The sequence below is a fragment of the Pseudomonas sp. TKO26 genome (assembly GCF_003225665.1).
Classification (GTDB): Bacteria; Pseudomonadota; Gammaproteobacteria; order Pseudomonadales; family Pseudomonadaceae; genus Aquipseudomonas; species Aquipseudomonas saponiphila.
Genome location: NZ_QKLN01000002.1, coordinates 426,037 through 449,859, shown reverse-complemented (window position 1 = coordinate 449,859; position 23,823 = coordinate 426,037). Strand labels below are relative to the sequence as shown.

Sequence of the window (23,823 nt, the reverse complement as noted above, 5' to 3'; positions counted from 1 at the left end):
GCTCTGGGCCCGCTACGCGCCCCGCTGCCCGCCCTCAACGGGGCGCGTAGCGGGCCCAGAGCTCGTTGAACTCCTTGAGGTAACTGGCCACCAGTTGCGGGTGGTCGATCACCAGCAGGTTTTCCTCGTTGCCGGTGGTGGCGCTGCGGGTCCAGTTGAAGCTGCCGTTGAGCAAGGTCCGGCCATCGAACACGGCGAACTTGTGGTGCATGTGGAACGGCGTGTCGTCGATCCGCACCGGTACGCCGGCCTCGCGCAACGCAGCGATATCGCTGCCGACGTCGTACTGTTTTTCGCTGTCGCTGATCACCCGCACGGCCACGCCGCGCTGGTGGCAGGCGCGGATTTCGTCGCTCAGTTGATCGTCGGAAATGGTGAACACGCAGATATCCACCGAGCTTCGCGCCTGGCGGCACAGGTCGCGGATCTTGCGCCGGCAATCCTCGCCGGGGCTGAAGTGGGCGCTGGCCATGTCGCGCACCGGGGCGCTGTGGGTGTCCAGGGTCTTGATCACCTGCTCCAGCCATTTCAGCGCCGGCAGCACGTTGGCGCTGTCCGCCAGCGCCAGTTCGCGCACCAGATCAAAAGCGCGGTTGCGCAGGTAGCGCACCTGGTCGCTGCCCAGTTCGCTGCCCAGCTGGCGCAGTTCGTCGCGTTCTTCGTTGCTCAGTTTCAGGTCCTGCAGGCTGTCGCGCAGTTGCTGGTCCAGGTGGGCAAAATCCATGTGCTGATCCTTGGCTGTTCGCCGGCAAGCCGGCTCCTACTATTGGGGGTCCTTGAGGGTGGGCACATCGCCGTGGCTGAGCATGCGGCTCAACTCATCCACACGCGTGGCGATGTCACCGATGCGCTGGTGGCTGTGCAGGTCGACGTCGATCTTCTTGTGCATGACCTTGAGCAGCGGCAGGAAGCTGTTCTCCAGATGCTCGGAGAGGTTTTCCAGCACCTCGCGCATGCCCTGCTGCTGCGCCGGCCGGGCCAGGCCGCGCACGCCTTCCACCAGGTCGTTGAGCTGGGCCACCACCCGGGTGCCGACGTCGCTGTCACTGCCGCCCATGGAGCGGTTGCGCACGAAGTCGCGCTTGATCTGGGCCCAGCGCTCGCTCTGTTCCGGGGTCTGGTTGCCGCGCAGCTCGGCGAGCTTGAGCAGGTTTTCCTCGGCGCCGGTGGTCAGCAACTGGGATTCGCCCTGGTAGTGGTCGGCCAAGAGTTGCAGCAGCTCGGCGTCGTTCATCACCGCCGAGATCTTCTCGGCCATCTTGTTCATGTTGCGGTAGCTGCCCTGCAGCTTGAACGGCGGTTCGCTACGGTACTGGTCGGCCTGGGCGGCGCTAGCGATGTACTGCTGGTTGACCCGCAGCACCACGTCGCGCACCTGCATCAGGCGTTGCAAGGTGGTGGTGATTTCGTTGATCTCGGCGCCGCTGTAGCTGTGGCTCAGCTCGTTGCTGGAGAAGGCCTTGCCCTCGGCCTTGGCGACGAAGCGGTAGACGTCCGCCATGTCGCGGGTGGCCAATGGCGCCAGCACCGGGTTGGAAGTCAGGCCGTTCTCGATGTAGCTCAGGGCAAAGGCTTCCTGCATGCCGCCCAGGGTGTCGCCGAGGTTATAGATGTCGGCCCGGTTGGCGAGCATGTCGGGGATCTTGAACACTTCGCCGGACTCGGTGTACGGGTTGCCGGACATCACCACGCAGAACTTCTTGCCGCGCATGTCGTAGGTCTTGGTGCGGCCTTTCCATACGCCTTCGATGCGCCGGGTGCCGTCGCACAGCGAGATGAATTTCTGCAGGAATTCGGGGTGGGTATGCTGGATGTCATCGACATAGAGCATCACGTTGTTGCCCATTTCCAGGGCCAGGTTGAGCTTCTCCAGCTCCTGGCGCGAGGTGGCGTCCGGGGCCTGGGCTGGGTCCAGGGAACGGACCTGATGCCCCAGGGCCGGGCCGTTGATCTTCATGAAGATCAGGCCCAGGCGGTGCGCCACGTATTCCATCAGGGTGGTCTTGCCGTAGCCGGGTGGCGAAATCAGCATCAACAGGCCCATCAGGTCGGTGCGCTTGTTCTCGCCCACGGTGCCCATCTGCTTGGCCAGGTTGTCGCCGATAAAGCCCAGGTACACATCGTTGATCAGCTTGTTGCGCACGAACGAGCTCAGCGGCCGCGGCTTGAATTCGCTCAGGCGCAGGGCCGAGCGTTCGCGCTGAATGATGCCCTGGCGCAGGCTCTGGTAACGCTGCAGGCCGGGGAGGAATTGCTCGCGATGGGCCCGCAGACGGGCGAAGAAGCCATCCACGGTCAGGGACAGGCTGCGCTCCTGGATGCGCGGGTGTTCGCCCATCAGGTTGTCGACCTTGAAGCGCAGGTCGACTTCGGTGATGCGCTTGGCAAAGTCGTCCTGCAGCAGCGACAGCGCCACAGCCTCGGGTACGTAGTCGGCCCATGCGGCGAACTCGCCCTCGGCGCACAGGGCCGACAGCCAGTTATCGGTCAGTGCCCACTGTGCAGCGGGGCGCTCCGCCAGGCGGGCCAGGGCCTGCTGGTAGTCGTCCCACATGCGCGCGCCTTGCAGGCGCAGGGTCAGGGCTTCCTGCAGTTGCTTGGCGTACTTGCTGAAGGTGAATTCGATGCGTTCTGCGGCCAGTTCCTGAACCAGGTACTCGGCCGCCTCGGGCAAGAGTTCGGCGGCCAGGGTGAAGGCGTGCTGCTGGTGCCAGTCCTGCAAGGCCAGGAAGATTTCTTCCTGCAACTGCAACAAGCCTTCACGACGCCCAAACAGTTGCTGGATATGCCGGCTGGTGCGGGCCCGCTCGACCCACTGCTGCGGCTGCGGCTGGTGCTGCTGGCGGTCCCAGAACAGCACGGCAAAAGCCCGCGCCGCGGCGCCAAAGCGCAACAGCCCGGCACTGTCGCGCAGCGGCAGCAGTTGCAACAGAATCGCCGCCGCATCGTGATCGTGGATGCCTTTTTCGTAGCCTTCCTTGTAGCGCGGCGCGGCGAAGTCGCGGATCACCCGCGCCAGTTCATCAGGCTGGGCCAACAAGGGTTTGAGGCTGTCCAGGCTGAGGCCCTCACGGCCTTGATCAGCGGCGTCCAGCACCTGCCCGGCCAGGTATTCGGCGCGGTACAGCTGGGCCGATTCCGACTCCAGGGCCACCTGCCAGAAGTCCCGCAGGGCTTCCAGCTCGGGGTCGCGCAGGGGTTCGAGGAAATCGGTGCCGGTCAGGTGCAGGTGCAGTTCATCGCCCCGAGGCATCAGGGTCAGGTCCAGCTCCTGGGTGTTGACGCTGAAACGGTGGCGTGGCCCGAGCTTGATGACGTTGCCGCCCTCTTCGAACAGCTCGGTCTTGTCCCGCAGGGCACGCACGGCCTGATCCCGGGCGCCCTTGAGGCGCGACTCGACATCGTCGGCCTTGACGCTGTCCTTGAGCTCGCGCAGGCGCTCGGCCAGCTCTCGCAGCTTGAGGATCAGCGGGTCGGCGGCGAAGAACGCGTTGAGTTCTTCAGCCTGGGTGAACTTGGCGGTGCGCCGGCCGAGGCTGTCGAGGATACGCCGCGCCGCGTCCAGCAGGCCCTGGGCCTTGCGCTGACGCTCGTCGAGCAGCGATTGCTTGTGGGCCTCGAAGGTTTCCAACAACTCCTCGCGCTTGCCGAGGATGTCGCCAAGGAACTGTTCGTGATCGCCGAAACGGCTTTCCAGCTCCTCCAGTTGCACCAGCAGCCGCGACAGTTGCTCGTCGCAACGCTCGGGGTCCTGGGCCTGGGCCAGGGCGTTGGTGATGCCCTGGCTGAAGAGTTTGAACTGGGCACCGAACTGCGCCACGGTTTCGGTCGAACCCAGGCCCTTGCGCCGCTGTTCGGCGCGGGCCTTGGCCTGATTGAGGCGGGCGTAGATCTGCGAGATGGATTCGATGATCCGGGTGCGCTGGGTGGCGTCGTCGATCTGCAACGAGGCCATCAGGCTCGACAGCATGTCCAGGTCGCCGGCCATGGCTTGCAGGGCGCCCAGCGGCTCGTTGAGCTGGGCCACGGTTTCGGCTTTCTGCGCCTGGGCGTCGAGGGTTTCCAGCTGGCTGACGAAGGGTTGCAGGGCCTGGTCGCTGGCGAGGAAGGTCGCGGTGCCGGCGGCGGTGCGTTCCTGGGCCTTGAGCAGCTCGGCGTCCATGGCGTCGATGCGCGCCACGTCGATGTAGCGGTAGTCGCGAATGGTCAGCAGCAGGCCGCGCTGGGCGGTGATGCCGTTCAGCGCATCGACAAAGCTCTGCACCTGATCCCAGCTGTCCACCAGCAGGCTGTCGAGCAGGGTTTTCTGCTTGGCCTCGGCGGCCACCATGGCCTGGTCCGACTGGCGACGGATGCTTTCGACTTTCTCGTATTCGTCGAGCACCAGCTCCGAGGTGGACGCCACCTCGCGCAGCAGCGGCGCCAGGCCGTCCAGCTCGGCGCTGCCCAGCCAGTGGTACACATCGAACAGGCGCCGGGTGTTCTGGCACAGCAGCGAGTAGCGCTGCACCGACACCGCCGGGGTGTCGATCTCGCGGCACAGGTCGTAGAGGTCGGACACGCTGCGCACCAGTTCGGCATTGCCGATGCGCCCGAGGAAACCGCTGCGGGTCGGTTGCCGCGCGGCGTATTCCTCGGTGAAGAACGGGGTCTGCCAGACCTGCATCGGGTGCACCCGGGTCGGCTCGTCGCCTTCGGCGGCGAAGATCACCATGCGCCCGTCTTCCAGGCGCGCATAGCCGTGGCCGAACAGCGGGTTCTGCAACTGGCGGTTGATCATGTTGTAGGTCAGCAGCACCGAGCGACCCTGCTCCGGGTGGTAGAAGATGTACTGCACATCTTCACCGTTGGGCGAGCGCACCGAACGCTTGAAGCGCATGCCGTCCATGGACTGCTCGAAGGTCTTGTACTCGCCGCTTTGCAGGTAATAGCCGCCGGGGAAGATGATCCCGTGGTCTTCCGGCAGTTGCACGCAGGCCAGGCCGATGGCGTCGATGCGCTCGACCTGGCGGGTCAGGCTGTTGAACACCAGGTAGCGCCACTGCTCTTCGCGGTACGGCAGGACCTTGAGCAGGATCAGGCTGCCCAGGCGGGCGAATTCGATCTGCGAGTCGTCCAGGGATTGGGTCTTGTCCAGCACCTCTTCGCGGTAGATGCCCAGACCCGATTCAGTGTTGTTCTCGACCTTGATGGTCAAGTCGCCGCCGATGGTTTCGACGAACACCGTGTCGAGGATGTTCAGGTGCGGGAAGCGGCCTTCGACCACCATCTCGCGGGTGGCTTTCTTCCATTCGAAGTCGAAGGGCGCCGGCAGGGCAATGTCCCGTTCGCCACGGTTGTCGATGTAACGGACTTCGCGCCCGTCCACCGAGATCGACCAGCGGAACACCCGCACATCGGTGACGCGCTCGCCGATCTGGAAACTCGCCAGCAGCTTGCCGTCACGGATCGCCAGTTGCAGCAGGCGGGTGTTCTTGTAATAGGTGTAGAGCTCGTTGAAATCGTTGAGAAAGCCCTGGGCAGACAGGAAGCTGCCTTCCAGGGGCACGGGCTCGGCTTCGTAGCCTTCGCCCTCTTCCACCAGCCGGTAGAGGGAAAACACGTCGGCGACGCTGGTTTCCTTTTTCAGGCCGATGAACACGTTGTAGCCGAACAACAGGCAGTCGCCGACCTGGACGATGTCCCGGGCGATGCAGTTGTTCTCGGTACGGATGCGCACCCGCCCGACCACTTCCATGCGGCTGTTGCCGAACTCGTCGAGACGCCTCTGGTTGAGGTCGTCGGTGGTGGCCCGCAGGCGCTGGCCCTGGTCCAAGAGGCGCTTGTGCAGCACCTCATAGGCGCCGCCTTCGGCGACGGCCTTGTCCAATACGTCCTGCGGGGGAGTTGCGACTTGAGCGTCCGACATCGTGGCCTTCCTGGATCTACGGCGGTGTGCAAAAAAAGCGGGCTCCTCACACCTGGAGCCCGGTGCCCGACACAAGCCCTGTAGCCGTTACCAGCGGCTGCGACAGGCGCTTGAGGACCTCAAGGTCTTCAAGCGCTGCGCCTCCTGCGGAGTCGGTCATAGCCTTCGGCTGCGGCTACAGGGGTGCCGAGAGTGGGTCAGGCTTCGGCAGACGGTGCGTCGGCCTTGCGCGAGACGGCTGCGGCGGCCAGTTCAGCGGCAACCGCCGGGGCGCCCTTGCCATTGAGCAGGCGTGCCAGGACGTCCTGGACCACCGGGCTCTTGCCCACCACGCCCTCGATGGCCTTGCCCACCGACAGCGACTTGGCGAAGGAGTTGAAGAAGTCGCCTTCGCCGCCGACGATCTCGATCTTGGCCTTGCTGAGGGCCGCGGACAGCACTTCGGCCTGCTCCTTGGCGATGTCCTTGTTGGCGGCGATGGCGGCCATCGCTTCCTCGAAGTTCTTCTCCAGTTGCATACGGAACTCTTCGTGAGCGCGTGCGCTGTCGCTGAGGGAATCCAGGGCGCCGAACTTCTTGCCCAGGCCTTCGGCTTCGGCGTTCAGGCGTTGCAGCAGCACTTCGGCTTCGGCCGAACCCAGGTCCTTGGTGGCCTTGGCCTTGGCTGCGCCCAGTTGCTCTTCGCCACGGGCCTGAGCCCCGAGCTTCTCTTCCATGACCTTGGCTTCGGCCAGGCCGTCCTTCTCCTTGGCCGCTGCCTGGGCTTCCATGATGCGGGCGTCGGCCAGGCCTTTTTCCTGCTCGCCACGGGCCTCGGCAATCAACTGCTCGGCGCGCACGCGGGCTTGCGCCAGGCCTTCTTTTTCCTGGGCTGCGGCGGTGATTTCCAGCACGCGGGCATCGGCCAGGCCAGGCGCGGCGCGCTCGGCTTCCAGGCCTTCGGCCAGGCGCTTTTTGGCTTCGGCCTGCTTGGCCGCGGCTTCCAGCTCGGCCTGGGCCAGGTTGTTGATTTCCACCGCCTTGTGCTTGGAGCGGGTTTCGTCGGCTTCGGCCTGTTTGACCTGGCGCACCAGATCCTGCTCGGCTTCGGCCTGGGCCTGGATCACCACCACCTGCTTGAGACGCTCGGCTTCGGAAATTTCGCGCACTTTCTTGATCCGCTCTTCTTCCTGGGCCACGGTCTTCTCCACCGCGACTCGCTCACGGATCACCGTGGCGATGTTCTTGCGCTGCTCTTCCAGGGCTTTTTCTTTCTCGATGCGCTGCAGTTCCACTTCACGCTCGCGGGCCACCACTTCCAGGTCCTTGGCGCGGGTGACTTTCTCCACTTCGATGACCACCGCGCGCTGGCGGTTCTGCTGGGCCACTTCGACTTCGCGCTGATGGTTCTCGGTGCGCACGTCGATTTCCTGCTGCGACTGAATCCGTGCCTGCTCGGCCTTCAGGCGTTCTTCTTCCTTGACCTTGGCAGTCTCGGCTTCCTCGCGGGCGCGGATGGTTTCGATCTCGCGCTTCTGCCGCGCTTCGGCATCGGCCTGCTGGCGTTCCAGCGACAGCGAGGCTTCGCGAGTCTCGACGTTCTTCTTCTGGATCGCCAGTTCCTGGTTGCGCTCCAGCTCGTTGGTGATGACGTTCTGCGCCGCGGTCAGCTCGGTGATCTTGCGGATACCCTCGGCGTCGAGAATGTTGCTCGGGTCCAGGGAGTGCTTGGCGGTCTGCTCCAGGTAGTCGATGGCCACGTCTTCCAGCACATAGCCGTTGAGGTCGTTGCCGATGATCTCGATGATCCGGTCGCGGAAGTCCTGGCGGTTTTCGAACAGCTGGACGAAGTCGAACTGCTTGCCCACGGTCTTCAGCGCCTCGGAGAACTTGGCGTTGAACAGCTCGTTGACCGCCGCGCGGTCGGAAGCTCGGTCGACACCGATGGCCTTGGCCACCTTGAGCACGTCTTCCTGGGTTTCATTGACCCGCAGGTAGAAGGCCACGGTGATGTCGGCGCGCATGTTGTCGCGGCAGATCAGACCATCCTTGGCCCGACGGTCGACTTCCAGGGTGATCAGCGAGATGCGCATGAACTCCTTGAGGTGGATGACCGGGTACACCAGGGCGCCGGTGAAGTGCACCTTGGGGGTCGAGGACATGTCGTTGACGATCAGCGCCGTGCCTTGGGGGACCTTGATGTAGAAGGCCTTGAACAGGGCCAGCAGGCCGAAGACCACCAGGACGACGAGGCCGATCCCGAGCAGGATGGGCAGCAGCGACGGTAAATTCATGCAATCAATCTCCTTTGATTCTGAGGAAGCCCGGGCTCAGAGGCCGCGAAACTCGTCCTCGGTAATGACCCGATAGGCGTGTTGCGCCTCCAGATACTCCAGTAACACGACGCGATCGCCGCGTTTGAAAGCTCGTGCCTCGTCGGCACGCACACGCAGGATCAGGCCCGCGCCGCCGTTCTCCAGCACGGCTTCGCCGTGTTCCAGAGTGACTCTGCCGCTGCGTACCACAGCGGTCTGCCCCAGCACCGACTGGCTGCTGGTGGCTTCCATCTTGTGAAACAGCGGACGCAGCGGGCGGCAGATGGCCGCGCTGATGGGCGCCGCCAGAAACAGCGCAACCACGGCCAGCAGCAGGCCCAGGGGATAGCGCAGCCAGCCCAGGGGCAGGTGGCTGAGGACGTAGAGTTCGGCGAAATAGGTCAGGAACCAGCTGAAGAACATCAGCAGGGTCAGCACCAGGGTGACCGGCACCCCGTTGAGCTTGAACTTGATCAGCAACCCGGCCAGGCCTTCGCCGGCATGGGCGCTGTCGAGCAGCGAGTCGGCCTCGAAGTCCAGCAGGTCGACTTCAAGCATGCCCATGGCCACCACGGCCCAGTAGATCACGGCCAGGCAGAGCATGAAGCTGAACAGCACTGTGGGGAACGACAACACTGTCTGCAGGAAGATTTCCATTGCTTTCCTATCCCTGAAAAAGCCGGGCAAGGCCCGACGGCCCCGCCCCTACAACATCACGATGAATCAGGACTTGCTGCGGTCCTTGAGGCGCGCCAGCACGCTGTCGGCGCTGGTGCCGCCGGCGACGATCCCGGCTTCGCGCAACTTGGCGTCCAGGGCGTCGTCCGGGTTGCTGGTGCTGGCCAGTTCCGCTGCGGCTTCCATCTTCGCCGCGCGTTCGGCCTGCTTCTGCTTGATCCGCTCCAGGGACTCCACTGCGGTGTGCAGCTTGCTCTGCGAGCCGCCGTAACGCTGGGCCACGGCCTGCTGGGCCTTCTGCACGCTCTCGGTGGCCTTGACGGTATCCACCTGTTGTTTCAGATGCTTGATATTGCCTTCGGCCTGGGTCACGGCCTTGCGCAGTTGGGCCACGCTGGCGGCAAACCCATCGGCCTGCTCGCGCTCGATCGCCAGGTCGTTTTCCAGGTTGGCGATCTTCTGCGCCACTTCCTGGGCGAGCTGTTCGTTCCCCGACTCCAGGGCCTTGAGGGCATAGCTTTCATATTCGGCGACCTTGGCCGCGCTGCTGTCGGCGCGTTCGGCGGCGAGTTTCTGCCGGGCCATGATCTCGGCCAGGGCTTCCTTGGATTTGCGCAGTTCCTGATCGGCGTCGCGGATTTCCTGATCGAGAATCCTCAGGGCCTGGCTGTCCACCAGGGCCTCGCCCGCTTCGTTGGCACCACCGCGCAGGGCGGTGAGCAGCTTGCTCCATACGTTCATGTGCATTCCTCCAGGTCAGGCCTGAGCCTTCAGGTAGCCTTCGTAGGCCTCGGTAGCCCTGATCACGTTGCTGGCCAGGGTTTCGATCTCGTAGATCACGTTGGAGAGGATCGAGGTGGCGCTGAGCGCACCGAACATCATGTAGAAGCGCTCGCCGCCAAAGCGGGTTTCCAGGCCAATGCTCGACAGCGGGAACAGCTGTCGGCTGAGCAGCACTTCTTCATTGAAGGCCGGCACGTCGGTCACGTCGCTTTGCGGCCAGAGCAGGGCTTCGACCAGGATCTGCTCGCCGGACAAGGCGACGAACAACGGCAGGTCGCCGTATTCACGCATGGTCACGTGCAAGCTCGGTTCGGCGCCTTCCAGCAGTTCAACGCTGGCTTCGCCGCTGCTGAACAGCTCGGTAGCCATCAGGGCCTGGCACAGCGATCGGGCATTCCAGATCTGCGGCATGCTCATTTCTCCATCCTTTTCCACAGGAGCCAGCCCTTGGACGGGCTGACGCAGTTTGCGTTCAACCGCCAGCAACGCCTGGGCGTTCTCCGGCAGTATCCAGACTTCCTTTTTCACCAGGCCTTGATCACGCAGGCGCTGACGGAATAAACGTTGGTAATGGGCTGAGGATTTGTTTTCCATGGCGCACAGACTAGAACATCACATGTAAGACTTTCAATTCATTACATGTAAGTTTTTGATCGGGTATTTGTAACGAGATTTATCAGGCATCTCGCTCAGACAAGAGCAAAAAACCGTCACTGACATAGACCAGATTGCGTCCTTTGCAAGCGCTTTTTCTCGAAAGGCGTCATTAAACCCGTCACCAAAGGGAATGAGAAGCACAATTATCTTGGCGCGCACCTGGGAATCATCAATGAAGGCCAGTGCCGGACGCTGCCTTAATCACCAGCAATGGTCTAGGCTAGGCGGATTTTCCTGCCCAGCGGATGCCCCATGAACAGTCTCAGCAAGCCCCTCGCCGGATTGAAAGTGATCGAACTCGGCACCCTGATCGCCGGCCCCTTCGCCTCGCGCATCTGCGCCGAGTTCGGTGCCGAGGTGATCAAGGTCGAGTCTCCGGACGGCGGCGACCCGTTGCGCAAGTGGCGCAAGCTGTATGAGGGCACTTCGCTGTGGTGGTTCGTCCAGGCCCGCAACAAGAAGTCCCTGACCCTGAACCTCAAGCACCCCGAAGGCCTGGCGGTGCTCAAGCAGCTGCTGGGCGAAGCGGACATCCTGATCGAGAACTTCCGCCCCGGCGTGCTGGAAAAACTCGGCCTGGGCTGGGACGTGCTGCACGCCCTGAACCCGAAACTGGTGATGGTGCGCCTGTCCGGTTTCGGCCAGACAGGACCGATGAAGGATCAGCCGGGCTTCGGCGCGGTGGGCGAATCCATGGGCGGCCTGCGCTACATCACCGGCTTCGAGGACCGCCCGCCAGTGCGCACCGGGATCTCCATCGGCGACTCCATCGCCGCCCTGTGGGGCGTTATCGGCGCGCTGATGGCCCTGCGTCATCGCGAGGTCAACGGCGGCCAGGGGCAAGTGGTGGACGTGGCGCTGTATGAGGCGATCTTCGCCATGATGGAGAGCATGGTTCCGGAGTTCGACGTGTTCGGCTTCATCCGCGAGCGCAGCGGCAACATCATGCCCGGCATCACGCCTTCTTCGATCCACACCAGCGCCGACGGCAAGCATGTGCAGATCGGCGCCAACGGCGACGCGATCTTCAAGCGCTTCATGCACCTCATCGGCCGCGACGACCTGGCCAACGACCCGGCCCTGGCCAGCAACGACGGGCGCGACAGCCGCCGCGACGAACTCTACGGGGTGATCGACCGCTGGGTGGCGTCCCTGCCCCTGGAACGGGTGCTGGAGCAACTGAACCAGGCCGAAGTCCCGGCCAGCCGGATCTTCAGCGCTGAAGACATGTTCAACGATCCGCAATTCCTCGCCCGGGAAATGTTCCTCCAGGCCAAGCTGCCGGACGGCAAGGCCTTCAAGATGCCCGGCATCGTGCCGAAACTCTCGGAGACGCCCGGCTCCGCAGACTGGGTCGGCCCGGAACTCGGCGAACACTCCAGCGAAGTCCTGGCGAGCCTGGGCTACAGCAGCGAACAGATCGAAAACCTGCGCAACTCTGGGGCAATCTAAGCTGAAACCGCCGTCTCACACCCATACACCACCACCGGTACATCGCCGCCCGAGGCTCGCTCCTGGCCGACTGACCTGGGTCCTGGCGGCCTGCCTGCTGTGGCTGCCCTGCACGCCCGGCCACGCCGGTGAAATGCTCACCTGGCTGCTGCGCGACCTGCCACCGCTGAATATCTTCGAAGGCTCGCAGAAGGACCGTGGCGTGGTCGATCTGCTGATGCCGCAATTGATCGCCAGCCTGCCGGAGTACCAGCACGAACTGGCCCGGGTCAATCGCGCCCGAGGCATGCAGATGCTGCGCGACCCCAGCTTCACTTGCGACCCGGCGCTGATCTGGAGCAAGGAGCGCGCGCAGTGGATCGTCTTTTCCATCACCAGCTTTCGCGTATTGAGCAATGGCCTGGCGATCCGCCGCGCCGACCGCGAACAGCTCACCCGCTTCATCCATGACGGCAAGGTCGACCTGCATGGCCTGCTCGAAAGCGGCAAGGAACTGATCGGCGTGGTGGCCGAGCGCAGCTACGGACAACAGCTCGACAGCCTGTTACAGCAGGTTCCACCCGAGCAGATTCGCGCCCACTACGGCAACGATGCCCTCGGCAGCCTGCTGCAGATGCAACGCCTGGGCCGCCTGCAATTGCTCCTGGGCTACTGGCCGGAAATCCGCTACCAGGCCGAGCAACAGGGAATCGCCCCAGAGGATCTGGAGTTCTATCCGATCGAAGGCATCAGCCAGTATCAGGAAATCCACGTCGGCTGCTCCGACACCCCACAGGGCAGACAGGCCATAGCCAAGATCGACCAGACCCTGCTCAAGCTGCGCGAAGAGCGCCTGGTGGAGCTGTACGCTGCCTGGCTGGACCCCGGGATGCGCGACCAATACCGCGCTGACGCCCGCGCCTATTTCCAGGGCCTGCGGGACCACTGACGAATTCCGGGCAAAAGAAACCCCGAGAAGTGGGGAGACGACTCGGGGTTAAACGCGGTCTTTGACGACCGGTACCAGCCGGCTACAAGCACCGGAGCACAATGCCTGATCCTGCTGATACCGAGTCTGACTGATGCACGGGCGGGAAGGTTCCGTAAAAATTTGCATCAGCGGTGCTGATCGAACACCTTGCCTTGGGCGGCGTGGCGCAACGCCGCGATGACACAGGGCTCCAGCCGGCCTTCGGCGATCAGCAGGTCACGATGCAGACCGTCGACCACATCGGTGAGCAAGCGCTTGTCGGTGAGCTGGGCCTGATTGACCTCACGCTCCAGCACGATGGCGCCAGCGCTGTTCTTCAGTGTCACCAGGCATTCGCCGCGGCTGCCACAAGACATCAGCGTGACCTGGTAGGGACTCAACGACTCACTCAACAAAAGACTGATACTTTCCATCTAGATCACCACTCAATAGCTCGAATTAGAGGTTCGAAAACAAAAATGCCGGTAGCTTTCTGACATTCAAGTGACCATCGCTCAGAGAAGAAAGTTCGCCACACCTACTGCTGCCGACCTGAGTCAATCGAGCATGCACGGGTAACATGACAGATATAAAACGACCAACCAGGCGCAACCCACGCCGCCGTTGCATTGGAGCCCAAGCTTTGAAAGCAATGTCGAACAACAGAGTGCGCATCATCCTTGCCGACGACCACCCGATCTTCCTGATCGGCCTGCGTGCCGTGCTGGAGCAAAACGACAGCTTGATGATCGTCGGTGAAGCCAGCTCCCCCTCCGCCCTCGTGCAATTGCTGCAGGACACGGAATGCGATGTGCTGGTAACGGATTTCATGATGCCCGAGGAGCAACAGAACGACGGCCTGCGCCTGCTCGAACAACTGCGCCGGCATCATCCCGAGCTCCCCATCGTGGTGGTGACCATGCTCAACCACGCCGGACTGTTCCGCTCGATCCTCGATCTCGGCGTGATGGGCCTGCTGAGCAAGGCCAGCCTGGCCGATGAGTTGCCGTCCGCCATTGCCCGGGCGCGACAGCACAAACGCTATATTGCCCAGGCCATCAAGCGGGCCCTGAGCCTTGCCGGCGAAGTAGGCCCGGATCGGCTGGTATCCACCGATCAACTGTCCCCCCGGGAACTGGAAGTGATCCGCCTGCTGGCCGCCGGACATGCCGTGGGGGAAATAGCCACCCGGCTCAACCGCAGCAAACAGACCGTCAGCGCGCAGAAAGTCAGCGCCATGCGCAAACTGGGTCTTTCCAGCGAAGCGGCGCTATACATCTACGTTCAGGAACATGGGCTGTCCTAGGCACACAAACCGGCCACCTGCTCATCAGCTCCGTTGCAATCTGCCCCTGGAGTCTGCGCCAGCCATTGACGCATCTCGGCGGCGCTCATCGGTGGCGCGATAAAACAACCCTGCAGATGAACCGCCCCCAACGCCCTGGCCGCCAAACAGTCGGCCTCGCTCTCGATGCCCGTCACGACCACCGCCAGGGACATGCGCCGCGCCATGCTCGTCGCGCCAGCGACCAGTGCCAGCTTGCGTTCATCGCCAGCCATGCCTGCAACAAACACCGGAGGGATCTTCAGCTCGGTAAAAGGCAACTCCAGCAGGCGCTGCAGACTGGTACCGCCAGTACCGAAATCACCTATGGACAACTTGCAGCCCAGCATCCGCAGGCGCAACAGTGCTTCGACATGGGCGGTATCGGTTTGCAATTGGGTGGTGTCGACCAGCTCCAGGGTCAACATCCGCGCCGGGACTTCGAAGCGCCTGAGCAAGGCCTCCAACTGACGAGGGAACAGTGGCCGCTCAAGGATGCCGGTGGGAATGTTCACGGCAATCGGCAGCCAGTAGCCCAGCACCAGCTTCACTCCGGCCACCAACTCAAGTGCCTGCTCCAGCATGTGCCAGGTGAAGAGCTCTTGCAGGCCGGCGAACTCGATCAGGGGAAGAAACTCGCCAGGCATCAGCAAGCCCCGCTCGGGGTGCTGCCAGCGGGCCAGTGCCTCGACCCCCTGCAGCCCGCCCTGCGGGTGGATGACTGGCTGAAAGTGCGCCACACCGCAGCCCAGCACCGCCGCCAGCCCCTCGTCCACGGTCACGGCCTGGCGAACAAAGGGTTCAAGGCACAGCAAGTCCCGCAGCAGTGCCTGATTCAACTCGGGGCCATCAGCTCTGGCGTGCAGCTGATAGGCACACAGCAAGTCACCAATCACCGCGGCCGAAGCCGGCTTGGGCAAGCATGCGAGCACTTTCAGGCCCAACTCACGGGCCATGTCGGACGCGCCTTCGAGCACGTCCGGCTCTGCATCGCTGAGAATGATCAGGGCCTTGGCCTGCTGCCGCTGGGCCAGATCGCGGATCAGTTCCAGACCATCAGCCTGCTCCAGGTACAGATCGCAGATGGCGATATCCACCGGCCCCTTGCTGTCCAGCGAACGCCGCGCGGCTGCCACGCTCTCAGCCGCCAGCACGTTGAAAACGCCATTGGCGTTGAGCATCTGGTGCAAGGCCATCAACTGGAACGAGTTATCTTCGAGAATCAGCACGTTAAGCGTATGCATGGGGCAACCTCCGAGACGGCGCAAGTGAGAACAATCCACTAGGAGCCGACACGGTAATCAGACATATCCGAAGCACACATAGGACAAGTCTTATTCGCCCAACGCCGCCTGAATGTCGCTGCGCAACACCCTCATCACGTCCTGCAACTCCGGCCATTGGCTGGCAAGCGCTTCTGCCTGCTGCCCCTTGACCAGCTCTTCCAACGCAATACAGGCCTTGGCCAGGGGCAAGGCGTCAATCAGGCAACACACCCCCTTGAGCCGGTGCAAGGTGCCTCCCAGCCCCCTCCAATCCTGTGCCGCCAGGGCCTCCTCCAGCGCTTGCTGCTCCTGGTCAAGATTACGCAGCAACTCCTGCAACATTCGCTGCAGCACCGGTTCATCGGCCTGAGTCATCCCGCGCAAGGTCTGGATATTGAATGACAGCGCAGGCAGAAAACGGGCAAGGGACTGGGCCAGTTGATCCAGGGTCACAGGTTTGACCAACAACTGATCCATGCCGGCGCGCTCGCAGCGCTCTCGTTCGTCTTCGAAGGCATTGGCGGTACAGCCGATCACCGGACAGCGCTGGCGCCCCTCTTGCGCCTCGATCCGGCGGATGGCCTCGGTCAGTGCATAGCCACTCATCTGCGGCATGTTGCAATCGGTCATCAGCACATCAAAGGCCCCGGAGCGCCACTGCTGCAGTGCCTCCTGAGCATTGTCACAGGCCACGACCCGATGCCCGAGAAACATCAACTGCTGGCTCAGGACCATGCGATTGGCGCTCAAGTCGTCCACCACCAGCACCTCGATGCTGCGGCTTGGCGGGCGTTCGGCAGACGGTGACGCTTGCGGCTCAAGATCGTCGCTGACCCGTTCCAGATACAGCTCGATGCTGACCACGGTTCCGGCACCCGGCTCGCTCGACAGGTGAATGCGCCCGCCCATCAACTCGATCAGTTGCCGACAGATGCTCAGGCCCAACCCGGTGCCACCATAAGTCGAGGACGTCATGGCATCGGCCTGAACAAAGGGCGTGAAAATGTTCGCCTGCTGCTCGGCACTGATGCCCGGGCCGGTGTCGGCAACACTGATGCGCAGGCACTCGACACCCTGCTCGTCAGGCTGACGCTCAACCGTCACCCGCACCTCACCTTCAGCGGTGAACTTCAGGGCGTTGCTCAGCAGGTTGTGCAGGACCTGGCGCAGGCGCAATGGGTCGAAAACATAACGGCCCTGGGCGGCTGCGCTGAACAGCAACTGCAGATGCACCCCCTGGTTACGCGCCGTTACTTCGAACAACTGCCGGACACTTTCAAAAAATGGCTTGAGGGCGGTGACCTGTGGCACCAGTTGCATGTGTCCCGCTTCGATCTTGGCTAAATCCAGGCTATCCCCCATCAGGCTGATCAGCTCCTGGGCAGACTGATAAGCCACCCGCAACGCCTCGGAAAACGGCACGCCGCGAATCCTCGCCTGCTCCTTTTCCAGCTCAAGCAGGCCAACGATCGCAGTCATCGGCGTGCGGATCTCATGGCTCATGGTGGAGAGAAAAGCACTTTTCGCGGCGTTGGCCTGATCCGCCGCCTGGCGCGCATCCAGCAACTGATTCTCCAGATGCTTGCGCTCGGTAATGTCGATCCAGCCACCCAACAGGCCCTGCAGGTGCCCCTCGGCACTGTAGAACGGCACAGTCCATTGATAAGCGTGTATCAGACCGTGGCGCGTCTGCACTTGCCGGTCGGCGAACACCGATTGCTCCGAAGCGAGCAACTGCATGATCTCGGCATGTATCAGGCGCGCCGTCTCGGGGGGCAGCAGATCAAGTTCGGTCAATTGCCGCCCCCGAATCAGCTCCAGGCTCGTGCCCAATTGCTGCTCATAGCTCTTGTTGCAGGTAATCAGGCGTCCCTCCAGGTCTCGGACAAAGATCGGGTTGGGGATGCCATCGAGCAACGCGCGCATGAACGCCAACTGATCGTTGAGCCGCTTCTCGGCATTCAGGCGCTGCTGAATCTGCAGCTTGAGGCGACTGCTCCAGGCCAGGGACGCCAGTCCGAACAACAGGGCCGTGGCAACAGCCCAATACACCCAGGTCGGCACTCGCTGCCAGGCCGGCATCGGCACCGGCGTGGCCCCCAGCCATTTGAGACGGATGGCGCTGAGCTCCGCGACTGGCAGCGCCTCAAGCGACTTGTTCAAGATGCTCAGCAGTTCGGGCTGATCCTTGCGCACCGCAAACTCGTCGGCAGACCAGGTGCCTTCGACACTGCGCCCCACTCGCAGTCCGTCGTCAGCCAGGTTCAAACCCTGAACCTGAACCTCGTTCTGAATGGTCGCCCGGGCCTCACCGCTACTCACCAGGGCCCGAGCCTCTTCATAGTTGGAGACGCTGCGCAAGCGGATGTCGGGGTAGTTACGGCGGATAAAGCTTTCAAGGGTATGGCGGGCCGGCAGCGCCAGTACCTCGCCGGCCAGCTGTTCCAGGCTGCTCAGGCGTCGATCCTCGGAACGCACGACAAACACCCAGGCAGCACCGCCAAAGGCATGGGAAAAATTCAGAAACAGCCGCCGGTCCTCACTGGCGGTCAAGGTGGAGTTCATCTGCGCCTGCCCGCTCTCCAGCAACTCCAGGGTCTGTGCTGTAGAGAGGCTCTCCTTGTGCACAAAATGCAGACCGGTCATGCGCGAGATGCGGTTGAGCAAATCGATGTTCAGACCCGCCCAGCGCCCCTCCTTGTCCTTGAACACGCTGGGCGGATACTGCTGGGACGCGACCATCACATGGGGGTGCTGGAGAATCCAGGCCTGCTCCTCGGCGCTGAGCTCGATGCGCTCACCCGATATGTTCGCTCCCAGCCCGGTGGTCCAGCGGGCCTGTATTTCCCGCTGCAAGGATTCATCGATGCTCTGCAGCGCCTGCTCCAGCAGGCCTGCCAGCACGGCGTTGTCATCACGGGTGGCAAAGGCGAAGCCCGTCGGTGGCAAACGGCTTTCATCCTCAATCCGCACCGCCAGGTAAGGACGCAGGGCCTTGTAGGCACGCACGATGATCTCATTGCCGATGAAGGCGTCGGCGTCGCCCTGGTTCAAAGCTTCCAGGCCGCTGTAAAGATTGGGCGAGAGCATGATCTGACTGTTCGGGTACGCCGCATGCACTTGTTCGGCGTTGGCATAGCCGTCCAGCAGCACCAGTTTCTTGCCGGCCAGATCATCACTGGGGCTCGAGCCGTCGCGGCGTACCACCACCACGGCCCGGTCGGGCATGTAGTCACTGGTGAAGCGCAGCCCCGAGAGGCCGCGCTCATAGCCATTGGCGCTGGTCAGCACATCGATGGTGCCATTGCGCAGCGCTTCGACCGCCTGCTCGCGCTCGGAAAACCCCAGGACTTCCATCTTCACGTCCAATCGCTCGCCCACCAGACCGAGGTAATCAGCGCTGATGCCCTGATAACGATTGCGGTCCCGGGTGATATCGATGGGCTGGTAGTCATCAATGGCGATTCCCACCCTGAGACGTGGATGGGCCGCCAGCCATTGGCGCTCGGCGGGGGCCAAGGTCAGGGGTCCCAGATCGGCGAATGACGGCACCAGCTTGAAGGGCAGATTCTTCACCGTGCTGGCCAGCGCAATACTCCAGAGCAGGGCCCAACCCAGCAGGCCCGCCACCAGCAGGCCCAGGACACGCCGCCCCCTGTAAGTTTGACGAAGCATCATCCAGGCCTCCCTGCCCCTGGCGGGCCAAGCTTGCACATGAAAAAACAAAGCCCGTCAGGAGACGGGCTTCGTGGACGACAAGACCAAGGGATCAGAGTGGCTTGCCACGATTGCCGTGCTGGCTGACAAAAGCCTGCACCGCTTTCAGGTCGTTGGCCAGGACCGTGCAACGCTCTTCACGCTGGAACAGGTCGGACAGGTGCGCCGGCAGTTCCAGAGCCTTGCCGACACCGGCCTTCTCCACCGCGTCCGGGAACTTCACCGGGTGCGCGGTGCCCAGGATTACCATCGGCGTGTCCAGGCTGCGGCGGCACTCACGGGCGGCCTTGACGCCGATCGCGGTGTGCGGGTCCAGCACTTCGCCGGTCTGGGCGAAGACTTCGGCGATGGTTTCGCAGGTCTGCTCATCGTTCACCGCCAGGGAGTCGAACAGCTTGCGCGCTTCGGTCCAGCGGTCCTGCTCGACGCTGAAACCGCCACCTTGCTTGAAGCTGTCCATCAGGCCGGCCAGGGCGGCGCCATTGCGACCGTGCAGGTCGAACAGCAAGCGCTCGAAGTTCGACGAAACCATGATGTCCATGGACGGCGACAGGGTCGCGTGCAGGGTTTCCTTGACGTACTGATTGCCGCTCATGAAGCGGTGCAGGATGTCGTTGCGGTTGGTGGCGACGATCAGTTGGCTGATCGGCAGGCCCATGTTGCGCGCCAGGTAGCCGGCGAAGATGTCGCCGAAGTTGCCGGTAGGCACCGAGAACGCGATGGAGCGCGCCGGGCCGCCCAGCTGCAGGGCCGCATGGAAGTAGTAGACGATCTGGGCCATGATCCGCGCCCAGTTGATCGAGTTCACCGCCACCAGGCGCGTGCCCTTGAGGAAGCCCTGGTCGGCGAAGCTGGCCTTGACCATTTCCTGGCAGTCGTCGAAGTTGCCTTCGATGGCGATGTTGTGGATGTTCTCGCCGAGGATGGTAGTCATCTGCCGGCGCTGCACTTCCGATACACGGTTGTGCGGATGCAGGATGAAGATGTCGACGTTGTCGCAACGCTTGCAGCCTTCGATGGCCGCCGAACCGGTGTCACCGGAGGTGGCGCCAATGATCACCACGCGCTCGCCGCGCTTCTCCAGCACGTAATCCAGCAGGCGACCCAGCAATTGCAGGGCGAAGTCCTTGAACGCCAGGGTCGGGCCGTGGAACAGCTCCAGCACCCACTCGTTGCCGTTGAGCTGACGCAGCGGCGCGATGGCGTTATGGGAGAAGGCCCCGTAGGTTTCTTCGAGGATCTTCTTGAAATCGGCATCCGGAATGCTGCCGGTGACGAACGGGCGCATGACCCGGAACGCCAGCTCGTGATACGGCAGGCCGGCCCAGGAAGCGATTTCTTCCTGGGTGAAACGTGGCAGGTTCTCCGGTACGTAGAGACCGCCGTCGCTGGCCAGGCCGGCCAGCAGCACATCTTCGAAATTCAGGGCCGGTGCCTGGCCACGAGTACTGATATAGCGCATGGGGACAAACCTTCGGTTTGAGCTGCAAGTTGCAAGCTACAAGCGACAAGTCAGAGCAGTTGCGCTTCTGGCTTGCCGCTTGGCACTTGCAGCTTGCCGCTGCTTCAATTGAGATGTTCGACGCGGATGCGGACCACTGGGCCGACGACGCCCTGCAGGGCCTCCAGCGCAGTAATCGCGTCGTTGATGTGCTGCTCCAGAACGCGGTGGGTCAGCAGGATCATCGGCACCAGGCCGTCCTGCTCTTCCACTTCCTTCTGCATGATCGATTCGATGTTGATGCCGCGCTCCGAGAGGATGCTTGCCACCTGGGCCAGCACGCCCGGGTGATCCTTGGCCTGGATGCGCAGGTAGTAGGCGCTCTCGCAGGACTCGATCGGCAGGATCGGGTGATCGGACAGGGAGTCCGGCTGGAAGGCCAGGTGCGGCACGCGGTTTTCCGGGTCGCTGGTCATGGCGCGAACCACGTCCACCAGGTCGGCCACCACCGAGGAAGCGGTCGGCTCCATGCCGGCGCCAGCGCCGTAGAACAGGGTCGAACCGGCAGCGTCGCCATTGACCATGACCGCGTTCATCACGCCGTTGACGTTGGCGATCAGCCGATCGGCCGGGATCAGGGTCGGGTGCACCCGCAGCTCGATACCCGCCTCGGTGCGACGCGCCACGCCCAGGTGCTTGATGCGGTAGCCCAGGGCTTCGGCGTAGTTCACGTCGGCGGTGGTCAGCTTGGTGATGCCTTCGGTGTAGGCCTTGTCGAATTGCAGCGGGATACCAAAGGCGATGGACGCCAGGATGGTCAGCTTGTGCGCGGCGTCGATGCCTTCGACGTCGAAGGTCGGATCGGCTTCGGCGTAACCCAGGGCCTGGGCCTCGGCCAGCACGTCTTCGAAGGTGCGGCCCTTCTCGCGCATTTCCGAAAGGATGAAGTTGCCGGTGCCGTTGATGATCCCCGCCAGCCAGTTGATGCGGTTGGCCGACAGGCCTTCGCGGATCGCCTTGATCACCGGGATGCCACCGGCCACGGCAGCTTCGAAGGCCACGATCACGCCCTTCTCCTGGGCCTTGGCGAAGATCTCGTTACCGTGCACGGCGATCAGCGCCTTGTTCGCGGTGACCACGTGCTTGCCGTTCTCGATGGCCTTGAGCACCAGCTCACGAGCTACGGTGTAGCCACCCACCAGCTCGATGACGATATCGATCTCGGGATTGGTGGCCACGGCGAAGACATCGTTGGTAATCGCAATACCGGTCGTTTGGAACTGCGGCTTTGGCGTACGGGTAGCAATTTGCGCTACTTCGATTCCACGCCCGGCACGGCGGGCAATCTCCTCGGCGTTGCGCTGAAGTACGTTTAGGGTACCGCCACCGACAGTACCCAGCCCACAGATGCCTACTTTGACCGGATTCACTCTGAACTCCCCATAAAACGGCCGACTCAAGGCCGGCCGTAGAATACAGCCGCAACCTGCGCGGCTCTCTATTAATGGTCCGCAGGCTTGCGCCGGCGGACCATGATCGTCAAAGGCTAGCGTGACGATGCAGGATTATTTCGCACCCAGCGCCAGTTTGGCGATCTGCGGTGCCGGCTGGTAGCCGGGAATTACCTGACCATCGGCCAGAACGATGGCCGGCGTGCCATTGACACCGATCGACTGACCCAGGGCGAACTGCTTGGACACCGGGTTATCGCACTTGGCGGCCTTGATTTCCTTGCCGTCGACCATCTTGTCCATCGCGGCTTTCTTGTCCGCCGAGCACCAGACCGCCTGCAGCTGTTCGTCACCCGGCGAGCCCAGGCCCTGACGCGGGAATGCCACGTAGCGCACTTCCACACCCTGCTTGTTCAGCGCCGGGATTTCCGCGTGCAGCTTGTGGCAGTAAGGGCAGGTGGTGTCGGTGAATACGGTGATGTGGGTCTTGGTTTCGCCAATGGCCGGATAGACCACAGTTTCTGCGACCGGAATGCCGTTGATCAACTTGGAAATGCCCAGACGCTCGGTTTTTTCCGTGAGATTCACCGGCTTGCCGTCCTTGAGCTGGAACAAATAGCCCTGAACCACGAACTGGCCGTCGGCGCTGGCGTAGAGTACGCGACTGCCCTTGAGCTTGACCTCATACAGGCCCGCCAGGGGGCTGGCGGTGATGCTCTCCACCGGCACTTCGAGCTGCAGCGTTTCGAGGCTCTTGCGGATGGCTTTCTCGGCACTGTCATCGGCCACGGCGAAGGTGCTGAGCAACGCCAGGGAGGCGGCGGCAATAATCTGGGTCAAACGCATGGGAACTCCTGAAGGCGGGCAAATGGGCAAACGCCAAGGCTGGTCGGGATCAAACCCGGGCAAACACCCTTTTTGCAAACCGGCAAAGCCTATCACATCTGTTTGCCGGCACCGACTACGGGCGACGCAAAGCGCCACTCGGGAGCCAAATCAACCCCGCGGGTGATGCTTGGCGTGCAGATCCTGAAGGCGGGCACGGGCCACATGGGTGTAGATCTGGGTGGTGGACAGGTCGCTGTGGCCCAGCAGCATCTGCACCACCCGCAGGTCGGCACCATGATTGAGCAGGTGCGTAGCGAAGGCATGGCGCAGGGTATGGGGCGACAGCGCCTTGCCGATCCCGGCGACCTTGGCCTGGTGCTTGATCCGGTGCCAGAAGGTCTGTCGGGTCATCTGCTCGCCGCGCTGGCTGGGAAACAGCACATCGCTGGGCCGCCCGCCGAGCAACTCGGCACGGCCATCGCGCAGGTAGCGCTCGACCCAGACAATCGCTTCCTCGCCCATGGGCACCAGGCGCTCCTTGCTGCCCTTGCCCATGACCCGCAACACGCCCTGGCGCAGATTGACCTGTTCCAGGGTCAGGCTGATCAGTTCGGTGACCCGCAACCCACAGGCATAGAGCACTTCAAGCATGGCGCGGTCGCGCTGGCCGATGGCCTCGCTCAGGTCCGGGGCGGCCAACAGCGCCTCGACATCCGCTTCCGACAGCGACTTGGGCAACGGCCGCCCCAGTTGCGGCATGTCGATCCGCAGGGTCGGGTCGACCTCAATCAGCTTTTCCCTGAGCAGATAGCGGTAGAACCCGCGCAGGCCGGAAAGAAACCGCGCCGTCGAACGGGGCTTGTAAGCCTGTTCCACGCGCCAGGCGAGGTGATCGAGGATCAACTCGCGACCGGCTCGCGGCAGTTCCAGCCCCTGCTCCTGCAGCCAACCGTTGAACAGCGCCAGATCGCTGCGATAAGCGTCGCGGGTGTTGTCGGACAAACCTTTCTCCAACCACAAGGCATCGAGAAAACGGTCGATCAGGGGGTGGTCGATGGCGGGCATAAAGACTCGAA

16 protein-coding genes are annotated in these 23,823 nt (G+C 63.0%); 3 read left to right on the top strand and 13 right to left on the bottom strand.

Annotation, left to right across the window (positions count from 1 at the left end; translation table 11 throughout):
• Positions 1-34: 34 nt before the first annotated feature.
• The 6 genes from DNK59_RS05275 to DNK59_RS05250 form a co-directional block, all read right to left on the bottom strand.
• The gene (locus DNK59_RS05275; protein ID WP_110722489.1) at positions 35-724 is read right to left on the bottom strand and encodes a phospholipase D-like domain-containing protein; all 690 of its coding nucleotides are present in this window, start codon (positions 722-724) and stop codon (positions 35-37) included.
• 39 nt (positions 725-763) lie between these two features.
• On the bottom strand, positions 764-5,908 hold the full coding sequence (locus DNK59_RS05270; protein ID WP_110722488.1) for a DNA repair ATPase: 5,145 nt from the start codon (positions 5,906-5,908) through the stop codon (positions 764-766).
• Positions 5,909-6,105: 197 nt separating this feature from the next.
• Complete coding sequence (locus tag DNK59_RS05265) at positions 6,106-8,181, bottom strand: flotillin family protein (RefSeq protein WP_110722487.1); 2,076 nt, start codon at positions 8,179-8,181, stop codon at positions 6,106-6,108.
• 36 nt (positions 8,182-8,217) lie between these two features.
• Entirely contained in the window at positions 8,218-8,859 is a 642-nt protein-coding gene (locus DNK59_RS05260; RefSeq protein ID WP_060837702.1) for an OB-fold-containig protein, read from the bottom strand.
• A gap of 66 nt (positions 8,860-8,925) precedes the next feature.
• Positions 8,926-9,621 carry a PspA/IM30 family protein gene (locus DNK59_RS05255; RefSeq protein WP_092319912.1) on the bottom strand — a complete coding sequence of 232 codons (696 nt, stop codon included), beginning with the start codon at positions 9,619-9,621 and terminating at the stop codon, positions 8,926-8,928.
• A 15-nt stretch (positions 9,622-9,636) separates the two neighbouring features.
• Positions 9,637-10,257, bottom strand: a complete 621-nt coding sequence (locus DNK59_RS05250; RefSeq protein WP_110722486.1) for a YjfI family protein — start codon at positions 10,255-10,257, stop codon at positions 9,637-9,639.
• A gap of 315 nt (positions 10,258-10,572) precedes the next feature.
• On the opposite strand from DNK59_RS05250, the gene DNK59_RS05245 reads away from it, so the two are divergent.
• Positions 10,573-11,772, top strand: coding sequence for a CaiB/BaiF CoA-transferase family protein (locus DNK59_RS05245; RefSeq protein WP_110722485.1), 1,200 nt, complete (start codon positions 10,573-10,575; stop codon positions 11,770-11,772).
• 70 nt (positions 11,773-11,842) lie between these two features.
• Positions 11,843-12,700 (top strand): TIGR02285 family protein, encoded by an 858-nt coding sequence (locus DNK59_RS05240; RefSeq protein ID WP_371920253.1) that lies wholly within the window; start codon positions 11,843-11,845, stop codon positions 12,698-12,700.
• Positions 12,701-12,867: 167 nt separating this feature from the next.
• Here the strand turns inward: DNK59_RS05240 and DNK59_RS05235 are convergent, their stop codons facing one another.
• On the bottom strand, positions 12,868-13,155 hold the full coding sequence (locus tag DNK59_RS05235) for a DUF3509 domain-containing protein (protein ID WP_110722483.1): 288 nt from the start codon (positions 13,153-13,155) through the stop codon (positions 12,868-12,870).
• Between the two features lie 218 nt (positions 13,156-13,373).
• Here DNK59_RS05235 and DNK59_RS05230 point away from each other — a divergent pair, with 218 nt between their 5' ends.
• Positions 13,374-14,027, top strand: coding sequence for a response regulator transcription factor (locus DNK59_RS05230; protein WP_177431204.1), 654 nt, complete (start codon positions 13,374-13,376; stop codon positions 14,025-14,027).
• Here DNK59_RS05230 and DNK59_RS05225 read toward each other — a convergent pair.
• From DNK59_RS05225 to xerD, 6 genes are all read right to left on the bottom strand, one after another.
• The gene (locus DNK59_RS05225; protein ID WP_110722482.1) at positions 14,024-15,289 is read right to left on the bottom strand and encodes an EAL domain-containing protein; all 1,266 of its coding nucleotides are present in this window, start codon (positions 15,287-15,289) and stop codon (positions 14,024-14,026) included. The genes DNK59_RS05230 and DNK59_RS05225 overlap by 4 nt on opposite strands.
• Positions 15,290-15,379: 90 nt before the next feature.
• Entirely contained in the window at positions 15,380-18,988 is a 3,609-nt protein-coding gene (locus DNK59_RS05220) for an ATP-binding protein (RefSeq protein WP_110722481.1), read from the bottom strand.
• 91 nt (positions 18,989-19,079) lie between these two features.
• On the bottom strand, positions 19,080-20,489 hold the full coding sequence (thrC, locus tag DNK59_RS05215) for a threonine synthase (RefSeq protein WP_092319898.1): 1,410 nt from the start codon (positions 20,487-20,489) through the stop codon (positions 19,080-19,082).
• A gap of 104 nt (positions 20,490-20,593) precedes the next feature.
• Positions 20,594-21,898 (bottom strand): homoserine dehydrogenase, encoded by a 1,305-nt coding sequence (locus DNK59_RS05210; protein WP_060842565.1) that lies wholly within the window; start codon positions 21,896-21,898, stop codon positions 20,594-20,596.
• Between the two features lie 135 nt (positions 21,899-22,033).
• Positions 22,034-22,765 carry a thioredoxin fold domain-containing protein gene (locus DNK59_RS05205; RefSeq protein ID WP_060837693.1) on the bottom strand — a complete coding sequence of 244 codons (732 nt, stop codon included), beginning with the start codon at positions 22,763-22,765 and terminating at the stop codon, positions 22,034-22,036.
• Between the two features lie 150 nt (positions 22,766-22,915).
• Positions 22,916-23,812, bottom strand: coding sequence for a site-specific tyrosine recombinase XerD (xerD, locus tag DNK59_RS05200; RefSeq protein ID WP_016967523.1), 897 nt, complete (start codon positions 23,810-23,812; stop codon positions 22,916-22,918).
• Positions 23,813-23,823 lie beyond the last annotated feature (11 nt).

Bases quoted from the DNA above. Each gene is read 5' to 3' on its own strand.
- DNK59_RS05255 (WP_092319912.1), bottom strand. From the start codon at position 9,621: ATGAACGTATGGAGCAAGCTGCTCACCGCCCTGCGCGGTGGTGCCAAC.
- DNK59_RS05230 (WP_177431204.1), top strand. From the start codon at position 13,374: ATGTCGAACAACAGAGTGCGCATCATCCTTGCCGACGACCACCCGATC.
- DNK59_RS05235 (WP_110722483.1), bottom strand. From the start codon at position 13,155: ATGGAAAGTATCAGTCTTTTGTTGAGTGAGTCGTTGAGTCCCTACCAG.
- DNK59_RS05205 (WP_060837693.1), bottom strand. From the start codon at position 22,765: ATGCGTTTGACCCAGATTATTGCCGCCGCCTCCCTGGCGTTGCTCAGC.
- thrC (WP_092319898.1), bottom strand. From the start codon at position 20,489: ATGCGCTATATCAGTACTCGTGGCCAGGCACCGGCCCTGAATTTCGAA.
- DNK59_RS05265 (WP_110722487.1), bottom strand. From the start codon at position 8,181: ATGAATTTACCGTCGCTGCTGCCCATCCTGCTCGGGATCGGCCTCGTC.
- DNK59_RS05225 (WP_110722482.1), bottom strand. From the start codon at position 15,289: ATGCATACGCTTAACGTGCTGATTCTCGAAGATAACTCGTTCCAGTTG.
- DNK59_RS05220 (WP_110722481.1), bottom strand. From the start codon at position 18,988: ATGATGCTTCGTCAAACTTACAGGGGGCGGCGTGTCCTGGGCCTGCTG.
- xerD (WP_016967523.1), bottom strand. From the start codon at position 23,812: ATGCCCGCCATCGACCACCCCCTGATCGACCGTTTTCTCGATGCCTTG.
- DNK59_RS05260 (WP_060837702.1), bottom strand. From the start codon at position 8,859: ATGGAAATCTTCCTGCAGACAGTGTTGTCGTTCCCCACAGTGCTGTTC.
- DNK59_RS05270 (WP_110722488.1), bottom strand. From the start codon at position 5,908: ATGTCGGACGCTCAAGTCGCAACTCCCCCGCAGGACGTATTGGACAAG.
- DNK59_RS05245 (WP_110722485.1), top strand. From the start codon at position 10,573: ATGAACAGTCTCAGCAAGCCCCTCGCCGGATTGAAAGTGATCGAACTC.
- DNK59_RS05250 (WP_110722486.1), bottom strand. From the start codon at position 10,257: ATGGAAAACAAATCCTCAGCCCATTACCAACGTTTATTCCGTCAGCGC.
- DNK59_RS05275 (WP_110722489.1), bottom strand. From the start codon at position 724: ATGGATTTTGCCCACCTGGACCAGCAACTGCGCGACAGCCTGCAGGAC.